Origin of the sequence: Streptomyces albus subsp. chlorinus, assembly GCF_013302895.1 — a bacterium.
GTDB lineage: Bacteria > Actinomycetota > Actinomycetes > Streptomycetales > Streptomycetaceae > Streptomyces > Streptomyces chlorinus.
Map to the genome: position 1 here is coordinate 3,202,867 of NZ_VJOK01000001.1, position 10,913 is coordinate 3,213,779.

Genomic DNA, 10,913 nt, shown 5'->3' on the forward strand with positions numbered 1-10,913 from the left:
GAACACGAGCTTCCGCTCGTGGTGGTCACACGCCGCATACACAACACCTATAACCCTGCGTAATCGACGCTCCGGTTGTTTTCCGGAGAAACACGGAGATCAGCGAGGGATGGGACACCGGAGCGCCGCGGCCAGCCGCTCCTCGGCCTCCACGTCCGTGCGCCACTGCGCCGCCCGCAACCACGCGCGCTTCAGATGGAGATGGACGTCGGCCTCCCAGGTGAAGCCCATGCCCCCATGCACCTGGAGACAGTCCCGGGCGTTGGCGGTGGCCGCCTCGTCGGCGAGGAGCTTCGCCGCGCAGGTCTCCGTCTCGTCCGCGGTCACGGCCGCCGCGTAGACGGCGCTCCTCGCCGTCTCCGTACGCACCAGCATCCGGGCGCACAGGTGTTGTACGGCCTGGAAGGAGCCGATGGGCCGGCCGAACTGCTCCCGTTCCCGCGCGTGGGCGACGGCCATCTCCACCGTGCGGGCGGCGCTGCCCAGTTGCTGGGCCGCCGTGAGCAGCGCCGCCTCCCGGCGCAGCACCCCCGCGCTCACGCCCCCGCTCGCCCGCCCGCGCACGGATGTCCCGCGCGCAGCCCCGTTCCCGGACCACTCGTTCGCCGATCTCCCGTCCGCAAGCCCCCCATCCGCGGAGCCCCCGTCCGCAGACCTCCCGCACGCAGCCCCGCCCGCCGGCGTGCTCGCGGGCAGCGTCCCCTCCGCCACCCGGTGCAGCGGCGAGAGCGGGTCGAGCGAGCGCACCGGCACCGCCGCCGGCGCGCCGGGCGCCACCACGTCCACCGGCTCGCCACCGTCCCGCACCACCAGGACGGCGTCCGCCGAGGGCAGGTGCTCCACCAGGACGCCGTCGCCCGCCACGGCACCGGCGCCGGGCGCCGCGTCCACCGCCGTCACCACCGCCGTCCCGTCGGCGGCGCCGGGCACCAGCCCTGTGCCGCCCGCCAGGTGGCTGGCCACCAGCGGGCCCGGCAGCAGCGCGCGGCCCGCCTCCTCGAACAGCAGCACCGCCTCGGGCAGGCCCGCTCCGGCGCCGCCCTCCTCCTCGTCCGCCCGCAGCGAGAAGAGACCCGCCTCCCCCAGCGCGCGCCACAGCACCCGGTCGATGCCGGGCGCTTCCACGGCCTCGCGCAGGGCCTCGCGGCCGAACCGGGCCGCCAGCAGCTCGCGCATGCCGCGCCGCAGCGCCAGTTGGTCGTCCGTCAGCCGGAAGTCCACGGTCCTCACCGTCCCTTCGGCAGGCCGAGGAGGCGCTCGGCGACGAGGGTGTGCTGGATCTCGGAGGTCCCGGCGGCGACGGTGTACGAGAGGGAGGAGAGCCGCTCCCGCGCCCACTCCTCCGCCAGGTCCAGCGCCCCGGGCCCCAGCACCTGCGCGGCGGCCTCGTACAGCTCCTGCCGGGCGTGCGAGTAGCGCAGTTTGAAGACCGAACCGCCCACCCCGGGCACACCCGTGCCGCCCCGGCGCAGCGCGTGCGTGGCCTCGCTGACGTTCCACTGGGTGAGCCGCCACAGCGCGGTGAACTCGGCGCTCAGGCGGCCCAGCCGGCGGCGCAGCACGGGGTCGCCCCAGCGGCCGTTCTCCTGCGCCCGCCGGGCGAGCAGCCGCAGGGTGCGGTGGCAGGCGACCACCTCGCCGGCGAAGGCGGTGCCCCGCTCGAAGGAGAGCGTCACCATGGTGACGCGCCAGCCGTCGTTCTCCTCGCCCACCCGGTTGGCCACCGGAACGCGCACCTCGTCGAGGAAGACCTCGGCGAACTCGCGCGACCCGGCCAGTGTGCGCAGCGGCCGTACGGTGACGCCGGGTGCGTCCATGGGCAGGGCGAGCCAGGTGATGCCCCGGTGGCGGGGAGCCTCGGGGTCGGTGCGCACCAGCAGTTCGCACCAGTCGGCGACCTCGGCGTGCGAGGTCCAGATCTTGGAGCCGGTCACCACGTAGGTGTCGCCGTCGCGTACCGCGCGGGTCCGCAGGGAGGCCAGGTCGGAGCCCGCGTCCGGCTCCGAGAAGCCCTGGCACCACACGTGTTCGCCGCGCAGGATGGGCGGCAGCCAGCGGGCGCGCTGCTCCGCGCTGCCCTCGGCGGCGATGGTGGGCCCGGCGTGCAGCAGTCCGACGAACCCGGCGCCCACATAGGGGGCGCCGGCCGTCTCCGTCTCCTCCAGGAAGATCAGGTGCTGGGTGGGGGTGGCGCCCTGTCCGCCCGCGTCGACGGGCCAGTGCAGGCCCGCGTATCCGGCGTCGTAGAGCCTGCGCTGCCAGTCCATGTCCCAGGCGCGCCGGGCCGGCCAGTCCAGCGGGTCGGGGCGAGGCGGCAGCGTGGGCAGGACGCCGGCCAGCCAGCCGCGCAGCCGCGCGCGGAACTCCTCCTCCTCGGCGGTGCGGGCCAGTTCCATCACTCGCAGCCCGTCATGTCAGGTCCAGCTCCAGCATGCGGATGGCGTTGCCGCGCATCAGCTTGTGAACGGTCTCGTCGTCGAGGCCCTTCACGTGGTCCAGGGCGACTTGTCTGGTGTGCGGGAAGGTGGAGTCGACGTGCGGGTAGTCGGTCTCGAAGGTGGCGTTGTCGCGGCCGACCACGTCCAGCGCGCTGATGCCGTGCTTGTCGCGGAAGAAGCAGCAGAAGATCTGCCGGTAGTAGTACGTGGAGGGCGGCTCGGGGATCAGGTCGCGGACGCCGCCCCAGGCGCGGTGCTCCTCCCACACGTCGTCGGCGCGCTCCAGGGCGTAGGGGATCCAGCCCATCTGGCCCTCGCTGTAGGCGAGCTTGAGCCGGGGGAAGGTGACCAGGACGCCGCTGAAGAGGAAGTCCATCATCGAGGCCATGGCGTTGTTGAAGGACAGCGACGCCTGCACGGCCGGGGGCGCGTCGGGGGAGGCGGCGGGCATCTGGGAGGAGGAGCCGATGTGCATGTTGACGACGGTTCCGGTCTCCTCGCAGACGGCGAAGAACGGGTCCCAGTAGCCGGAGTGGATGCTGGGCAGCCCCAGGTAGGTGGGGATCTCGCTGAAGGTGACGGCCCGCACCCCGCGCTCCGCGTTGCGGCGGACCTCGGCGACGGCCAGCTCGATGTCCCACAGCGGGATGAGGCACAGGGGGATGAGCCGGCCGCCCGAGTCGCCGCACCACTCCTCGACCATCCAGTCGTTGTAGGCGCGTACGCAGGCCAGCGCGACCTCCTTGTCGCGCGCCTCGGCGAACGTCTGGCCGCAGAAGCGGGGGAAGGTGGGGAAGCACAGGGACGCCTCGACGTGGTTGAGGTCCATGTCGGCCAGCCGGGCGGCCGGGTCCCAGCAGCCGCGCCGCATCTGGTCGCGGGTGATGCCCTCCAGCGTCATCTCGTCGCGGTCGAAGCCGACGGCGGCGATGTTGCGCTTGTACGGGAACTTGAGGTCCTCGTAGATCCACCAGTCGGTGGGCGGCCCGTCGGGGTCCATGGTGATCCGGTACCTGCCGCCGACGTATTCCAGTTCGCCGATCCCGGCGGTGACCGGTTTGGGTCCCCTGTCCCGGTACTTGGCCGGCAGCCACGTCTCGAAGAGGTGCGCGGGCTCGATCACATGGTCGTCGACACTGATGATGCGCGGTAGTTCCGTCACGGACGTGTCCCCTCGCCGGACCGGCCTATCTGATGCCCCGTCAGATAAGAGGCTAGCCCCGCCGACTCTGGACCGACAAGGCGTCGCCGCCTACGCTTCCGGCAAAACTGACGGCCCGTCAGTGAACGCGGCTCTTCCACGGAGGCGGAGGGGACGGCATGTCCGCTGTCGCACACGCACAGGACACCGCACACGCGCTGGGCACCTCGCGCACCCTGTGGGAGCTGGTCACCCGCCGGGCCGCGCTCACCCCCGACGCCCCCGCCCTCCTCCAGGCGGCCGACGACCCGGACGACGACCGCGCCCTCACCTTCGGCGCCCTGCGCGAGCGCGCCGAACGCACCGCCGCCGGACTGTACGAGCGGGGGCTACGCCCCGCACACACCGTCGCCTGGCAGCTGCCCACCCGGATCGAGACGGTCGTCCTCTCCCTGGCCCTGGCCCGGCTGGGCGTGCGGCAGACCCCCCTCATCCCCGGCCACCGGGATCGCGAGGTGACCCTCGCCCTGCGCGCCACCGGCGCCGCCTGGTACCTCCACCCCGGCGAGTGGCGCGGCACCGACTACGCCGCCCTCGCCGCCCGCGTCCGGCAGCGGACGGACCCGGCGCCGCGCACCCTCACCGCCTACGACACCCTCCCCGAGGCCGACCCCGGCCCGCTGCCGCCCCCGCCGCGCGACGGCACAGCGGTGCGGTGGATCTACTGGACCTCGGGCACCACCTCCGCGCCGCGCGGCGTACGCCACACCGACCGCAGCCTCCTCGCGGGCGGCTCCTGCCTCGCGCACGCCCTGCGGCCCCGCCCCGACGACACCGGCTCCCTCGCCTTCCCGTATGCGCACATAGGCGGCCCCGACTACCTGGTCATGGTGCTGCTGTGCGGGTTTCCGGCCGTGCTCTTCGAGAAGTTCGCGCTGCCCCGGGCGCTGGCCGGCTACCGGCGGCACCACGTCACCATCGCCGGCGGCTCGACCGCGTTCTACACGATGTTCCTGGCCGAGCAGCGCAAGCGGCCCGGCGAGAAGCTGATCCCGAGCCTGCGGCTGCTGGCAGGCGGCGGCGCGGCCAAACCGGCCGAGCTGTACCACGAGGTGGTGGCCGAACTCGGCTGCGCCCTCACCCACGGCTACGGCATGACCGAGGCCCCCATGATCACCATGGGCGACCCCGACGACACCCCCCACCACCTGGCCACCACCGAGGGCCGCCCGCCAGCCGCCATGGAGATCCGCGTCACCGCCCCCGACGGCACCCCGCTCCCGCCCGGCAGCGAGGGCGAGGTGCGGCTGCGGGGCGAGGCCGTGTGCCGCGGCTACCTCGACGAGCGGCAGACCGCCGAGGCGTTCGACGCGGAGGGCTTCCTGATCACCGGCGACCTGGGGCGCCTCCTGGAGAGCGGACACCTGGTGCTCACCGGCCGCACCAAGGACATCATCATCCGCAAGGGGGAGAACATCGCGGCCAAGGAGATCGAACAGCTCCTCTACGAGCACCCCGCCGTCGGGGACGCCGCCGTCATCGGACTGCCCGACCCGGAGCGCGGGGAGCGGGTCTGCGCGGTGATCGAACAGCCGCCCGGCGCGCCCCCGGTCACCCTCGACGACCTCACGGCCCACCTGCGCGGTCTGGGGCTGGCGACCTACAAACTGCCCGAGCAGCTCGAAGTGGTGGACGCGCTGCCGCGCAACGACGCGCTGCGGAAGGTGCTCAAGTACAAGCTCAGGGAACGGTTCGGCCGGGAAGGGGGGTCCGGACGGGAAGGAGGGTCCGGCCGGGTGGCGGGACCAGCGCCGGGGGACGGGGGCGGCACCGCGTCCGGGGGTGCCGCGACGCCGTGAGGGGGCGCGCCGAGGTCCCCAGGGGGCGGCCCCGGGGCGCGTTCACGCCGTGAGGGGGCCTGTCGCGGCGTGCGGGCCGGTGGCCGCCTCCAGATCGGGGTAGCAGTCGAAGAGCCGGCGCACGCCCAGCGCGGACAGCACACGGTTGACGTGCGAGCCGTCCTCGGCGCCCCGCGCGGGCAGAATCAGCCGCAGCCGCCCCGCGCACGACCGCATCAGCCGGCGTGAGGCGATCAGCACGCCCACCCCGCTGGAGTCGCAGAAGAGGACGTCGGACAGGTCCAGCACCAGACTTCTGCGCCCCTCGGCCACGGCATCGTGCACGTGCTGCCGCACCGCGGGCGAGGTGACCAGGTCCAGCTCACCGGAGACCCGGAGCACGGCCCACCCGCCGCGCTCCTCCTCCAGCACCTTCAACGACACTCCCCGCAACCCCTTCGTCGATCGCCTACAAGCAGTCGGCTGCCCTGCGCGTCCCCTCCAAAACTGGTCCCAGGGAACGACCCTATGCGGTCCTGAGGTATTACCCGGGGGAACCTGCGGGAACTTATGGTCACGCCCGCATAACTCTCCACAGCACGCGCCTCTTCCCCCTCTGGACTCCCCCTCATCCCCCTCCGCCACACGCTCTGCGTGACGGAAATCGCACGGTGAGCAACCAGCACCGGGCGCACGTTGCGGCAAAGGGGCGTGCGCTGTCAGCGGGTCGCACTACATTCAGGGGGTTGACGGGCATCACAAGGGCGGAAGCGGAACCGCCGAGACCGGACCCGCCGCGCACCACCAGGGGTGGACGACGGGGTTCGAGGGCTGGGGGCCAGGATGGCGAACGACACACCACCGCGCTGGGACCGGAAGATGCAGCAGCGCCTCGCACGCGGCGAAGCGGCGGCGCTCGGCGAGCTGTACGACCGCTTCGCCTCACTGGTGCACGGCCTCGCGCACCGCATCCTGGACGACGACGAGGCCGCCGACCACGCCACCCGCGACGTCTTCGCCTACATCTGGGAGCACCCGCACGCCTTCGACCCGCGCGAGGGGCCGATGCGCTCCTGGATCGCGGCGCTGACCCAGCGGACGGCCACCAGCAGGCTGCGCCGCAAGCAGCGCAGCCACGGGCCCTGCTCCCCGGAACAGGCCGAGCGGATCGAGGAGCAGGTACGGGCCGCCGCCACCGCGGCCCGCGCCGACTACATCGTCACCTCCATGCCCTCCTCCCTGCGCGCCGCGCTGGAACTGGCCTACTTCCAGCGCCACGACTACCGCCAGACGGCGCGCACCCTGGGCGTCACCGAGGACGAGGCCCGGCGCCGGCTGCGCCTGGGGCTCCAGCTCCTGTCCTCCGCCATGACGCAGCCCGCCATGGCGCCGCCCGCCCCGGGGAGCCGCCCGTGAACGGCCCCGACGACCCGGACAGGCCCGGCGGGGACGGCACGCACGAGCCGCACGCGCTGCCGCGGCTCGACCACACGGTGCTCAAGTCCCTCCTCGGCGCCTGGGCGCTGGCCGCCTGCCCGGCGGAGGAGACCGCCGCGGTGGAGGCCCATCTGACCGACTGCGCGCCCTGCGCCGAGGAGGCGCTGCGGCTGCGCGACGCCGTCGGACTGCTGCACGGCGAGGACAACCTCGACCTCGATCCGGCGCTGCGCTCCCAGGTCCTCGAAGGCTGCCTCGACCGCCGCCCCGCCCGCATCCCGGTGCCCGTCTGGGCGGCTCCCTACGACGCGGAGACCGCCCGCCTCGACGCGCTGCTGCGGGACATGGCCGAGGAGGAGTGGCGCGCACCGGTGCGGCTGCGCTGGTTCGACAGCGAACGGGAGGCCGCCCGCGAGACGACGGTGGCCGGTGTCCTCGGCCACCTGCTCGCGGTCGACGGGCTGGTCGCGGCCGGCCTCGGGCTTCCCGACCCGCTGCCCGCCCGGTCCCTGCCCGTCGAGTACGACGCGGGGCCGCGGGCGCGGACGGAGGTCTACTGGTCGCTGGGTGACGCCGCCGCGCACGCGCACGCGGCGCGGCTGCCGTGGCGGGAGCAGAGCCACGCCATGATCCGCGACGTGTCGTTCCTCGCCGCCGACCACGGCGGCGCCCCGGGCGAGGACCTCCCGCGCGACCGGCTCGTCTCCTTCGGCGGCTTCTCGCTGCCCCTGCGCGACGCGTTCCTGGACCGCGCCTTCGAGTGCTGGATGCACGCCGAGGACATCGCGGAAGCCGTCGACTACCCCTACGGCCCGCCCGTCCCCGGCCATCTCAACCTGCTCGTCGATCTGGCCGCGCGCCGGCTGCCCGGCGCGCTCGCCACCCGCCCGCCGTACGGGGCTCGCCTCGCCCGCCCGGGGACTGGCACCGGCCGGTGCGCCCGGCCGGACGCTGCACCTTGAGGTCGAGGGCGACGGCGGAGGGGACTGGTACATCCCCCTCGACTCGCCCGGCGCCCGCGCCTCCCCGGACGACGAGGTCGCCCACGTCGCGCTGGACGTCCTGGAGTTCTGCCAGCTGGCGGCGGGGCACGTCCCGCCGCTGGAGGCCGCCGTCGGCCAGGACGGCGACCACGAGGCCGTCCGCGACATCCTCTACACCGTCGCCTCCCTCTCCCGGATGTGAACCGGGGGGAAGGGGGGAGGAGGGCCGGGGCTCCAGCAGGCGGGCGCGGCGGGTGCCGGGGTGTCAGGCGAAGACGACGGTGCGGTTGCCGTTGAGGAGGACCCGGTGCTCGCTGTGCCACTTGACGGCGCGGGCCAGCGCCTGGCACTCCACGTCGCGGCCGACGGCCACGAGCTGCTCGGGGGTGACCTCGTGGCCGACCCGCTCGACCTCCTGCTCGATGATCGGGCCCTCGTCCAGGTCGGCCGTCACATAATGCGCCGTGGCACCGATCAGCTTGACGCCGCGGGCGTGGGCCTGGTGGTAGGGCTTGGCGCCCTTGAAGCTCGGCAGGAAGGAGTGGTGGATGTTGATGATCCGCCCCGGCAGCCGCTTGCACAGGTTGTCGGAGAGCACCTGCATGTAGCGGGCGAGGACGACCAGTTCGACGCGCTCCTCCTCGACGATCTCCAGCAGCCGCTCCTCGGCGGCCGGCTTGGTGTCCTTCGTCACCGGGATGTGGTGGAAGGGCACGTCGTAGGAGGCGACGAGCTCGGCGAAGTCGGTGTGGTTGGAGACGACGGCCGCGATCTCGACCGGCAGGGCGCCGGTCCGGGAGCGGAAGAGCAGGTCGTTGAGGCAGTGCCCGAACCTGCTGACCATCAGCAGGACGCGCATCTTCTCCTCGGCCCGGTGGATCTGCCAGTCCATGCGGAAGGAGTCCCCGACCGCCGAGAAGCTGGCCCGCAGCTTCTCCAGGGTGGTGTTGCCCGTGAAGTGGACGCGCATGAAGAAGAGCCCGGTGTCGCGGTCCCCGAACTGCTGGCTGTCCTCGATGTTGCAGCCGGTCATGAACAGGTAGCTGGAGACGGCGTGCACGATGCCCGTGTTGTCCGGGCAGGAGAGGGTGAGGACGAATTGTCCCTGCTGACCTTGCTGGCCGTTTTCCACGGGGTGCGACTCGCTCATGGCCTCAAGACTGGCACACCGGGACGGGTGCCCCGTCACACCGTCCGCAGCATGATCGCCAGGACCTCCAGGGAGCGCGGCGGCTCGTCCGGGTCGTCCCCGTCGTTGGTGGCGAGCCTCACATGCGCCTCCCGTGCCGCCCGCACCGCGTCGGGCCAGCCCTGGTGCGCCAGATACGAGGCGACGGGGGCGTCGGGGCCCACCTCGTGCATGATCCGCAGCACCCGGAGGACGGCCGCGTCCACCAGCTCGGCCTCATGGGCGTCCCGGAAGATCGACCCCACGTACTTCTCGGCGGACCAGTTGTCCAGCCAGGTGTCCTCGACCAGGCGGTAGACGGCGTCCGTCACATCGCCGTAGCCGGGAAGCCCGGCCAGCCAGCACTCCTGCTGGAAGGTCTGGTCGGAGAGCATGTGCAGCGCCGAGCGCACGTTGCTGCGCCAGCGCCACCAGGGCACGTCGTTGACAGGCATGCCGCCTATGGTGGTGGAACGACGGCCACGTCGGGAAGACTTCGCGGTACCTGCTTGCTGCATGGTCACCGACCATACGTTCCGACCGGGCACCCCACCGGCGGGGGCCCCGGCGGCCGGAAGCCCCGCTCCGACCCCGCTCTCCGGGCCCGGCTTTCCGGCCCCGCCCCGCGGGCGGGAGGGCGGACGTCACAGCTCGCCGAACTGCCGCTCCTTGAGGCCGTACTTCGTCGCCGTCGGGTTCCACAGCCTGGCCGCCTTCTTCTTGGCGGCGGTCGCCGCGCCGCTCGCGGTGTTGCCCAGCGCGGTCTGCCGGGTCAGCTTCGCCTTGCCCTTGTGGCAGCCCTTCTTGCGGGCCACCTGACCCGCCCAGGCCGCGTAGTGGTTGTCGGCGGAGGCCGAGGACTGCCAGGCGCTCTTGAGCGCGGCGTTCAGCTCGGTGCTGTTCGCGATGGCGTCCGTCTTCAGCTCGCCGAGGCGCCGCACCAGGCCGTTGCGCTGCCTGGCCGCCGCCCGCAGATCCGCGGCGGCCTTGCCCAGCGCCTTGCAGGTCCTGATGTTCTCCACGGAACGGATCACCGTGGCGCGGCTGTTGTTGCTGTCGGCCAGCAGCGCGTCCAGCTTCCTGGCCTGCGTCTCGGCCGGGTCCGGCGCCTTGGAGCTCTTCTCGCCCGCGGGCTCGCTGGAGGCCCGCGGCTTGCTGTCGCCCCCGCCGTCGTCGCCGCCCGCGAGCAGCAGGCCGACCACCAGACCGATCGCCGCGACCCCCACGAGGCCGCCGGCGATCAGCAGCCCGGAGGGCGTCCGGCGCCGCTCCCGGTCGGCACCGCGCCGGGCCGCGGCCCGGCCGCCCTGCGGCTCGTGCTGCTGCGAGCCCGGCTGCGGATAGCCGTAGCCGCCCGGTTGCGACCCCGGCTGGGGATAGCCGTAACCCGGCCGTGCGCCCGGTTGCGGTCCCGGCTGCGACCCCGGCTGGGGATAGCCGTACCCGGCACGCGGAGCGGCACCGGGCTGCGGGTAGCCGTAGCCGGCGCGCGGGGACGTCTGCTGGGCGGCGGCCTGGTCGAAGACGGGCAGGCTCTGCGTGGAGCCCGGCTCGTCCCCTCCGGCCGTCCGCGCGCCGGGCTTGGCGGTGGGGGACGAGGACGGCCCGTCGGAGCGGAAGAGGCCCTCGAACTCGGGCAGCGGGCGCCGGGTACCGGGCTCGCCGCCCCCGCCCGCGGAACCGTCACCGTCGGAGGGCAGCGGGGCGGGGATCACCTGCGTCGCCTCGGAGTCGCCGCCCCCCTGGACGCCCGGGACCGGAGGCAGGTACTGCGTCGCCTCGCTGTCCGGCCCGCCACTCACCGGCCCGGCGGGCTGCGGCGGAAGGAGCTGGGTGCCGTCCTCGGACCCGGGCGGCGGCGGCGCTTGCGGGTCCTCGGCCGGGAACGGCGGGAAGAACTGCGTGGCC

Annotated in this window: 8 protein-coding genes and 2 pseudogenes; 3 read left to right on the top strand and 7 right to left on the bottom strand. The window is 73.6% G+C overall.

Annotated features, from left to right (window positions below):
• Positions 1-99 precede the first annotated feature (99 nt).
• From FM076_RS14230 to FM076_RS14240, 3 genes are read right to left on the bottom strand one after another with little or no spacing between them, the layout of a single operon-like run.
• Positions 100-1,221 carry an acyl-CoA dehydrogenase family protein gene (locus FM076_RS14230; protein WP_173870861.1) on the bottom strand — a complete coding sequence of 374 codons (1,122 nt, stop codon included), beginning with the start codon at positions 1,219-1,221 and terminating at the stop codon, positions 100-102.
• Between the two features lie 5 nt (positions 1,222-1,226).
• Positions 1,227-2,396, bottom strand: a complete 1,170-nt coding sequence (locus FM076_RS14235) for an acyl-CoA dehydrogenase family protein (protein WP_173870863.1) — start codon at positions 2,394-2,396, stop codon at positions 1,227-1,229.
• Positions 2,397-2,409: 13 nt separating this feature from the next.
• Positions 2,410-3,600 carry an amidohydrolase family protein gene (locus FM076_RS14240; protein WP_173870865.1) on the bottom strand — a complete coding sequence of 397 codons (1,191 nt, stop codon included), beginning with the start codon at positions 3,598-3,600 and terminating at the stop codon, positions 2,410-2,412.
• A 158-nt stretch (positions 3,601-3,758) separates the two neighbouring features.
• Here FM076_RS14240 and FM076_RS14245 point away from each other — a divergent pair, with 158 nt between their 5' ends.
• Positions 3,759-5,438 carry a class I adenylate-forming enzyme family protein gene (locus FM076_RS14245; RefSeq protein ID WP_173870867.1) on the top strand — a complete coding sequence of 560 codons (1,680 nt, stop codon included), beginning with the start codon at positions 3,759-3,761 and terminating at the stop codon, positions 5,436-5,438.
• Positions 5,439-5,480: 42 nt separating this feature from the next.
• On the opposite strand, the gene FM076_RS14250 is transcribed toward FM076_RS14245, so the two are convergent.
• Positions 5,481-5,861, bottom strand: coding sequence for an anti-sigma factor antagonist (locus FM076_RS14250; protein ID WP_173870869.1), 381 nt, complete (start codon positions 5,859-5,861; stop codon positions 5,481-5,483).
• Between the two features lie 399 nt (positions 5,862-6,260).
• Here FM076_RS14250 and FM076_RS14255 point away from each other — a divergent pair, with 399 nt between their 5' ends.
• Both FM076_RS14255 and FM076_RS14260 read left to right on the top strand, forming a co-directional pair.
• Positions 6,261-6,833 carry a sigma-70 family RNA polymerase sigma factor gene (locus FM076_RS14255; protein ID WP_173870871.1) on the top strand — a complete coding sequence of 191 codons (573 nt, stop codon included), beginning with the start codon at positions 6,261-6,263 and terminating at the stop codon, positions 6,831-6,833.
• A gap of 56 nt (positions 6,834-6,889) precedes the next feature.
• A pseudogene (locus FM076_RS14260) lies at positions 6,890-8,039 on the top strand (zf-HC2 domain-containing protein).
• 63 nt (positions 8,040-8,102) lie between these two features.
• On the opposite strand, the gene purU reads toward FM076_RS14260, so the two are convergent.
• From purU to FM076_RS14275, 3 genes and pseudogenes are all read right to left on the bottom strand, one after another.
• Positions 8,103-8,987, bottom strand: coding sequence for a formyltetrahydrofolate deformylase (gene purU, locus FM076_RS14265; RefSeq protein WP_173870873.1), 885 nt, complete (start codon positions 8,985-8,987; stop codon positions 8,103-8,105).
• Between the two features lie 35 nt (positions 8,988-9,022).
• The gene (locus tag FM076_RS14270; protein WP_428814854.1) at positions 9,023-9,460 is read right to left on the bottom strand and encodes an SCO4402 family protein; all 438 of its coding nucleotides are present in this window, start codon (positions 9,458-9,460) and stop codon (positions 9,023-9,025) included.
• Positions 9,461-9,649: 189 nt separating this feature from the next.
• A pseudogene (locus FM076_RS14275) lies at positions 9,650-10,913 on the bottom strand (hypothetical protein); the annotation flags it as partial.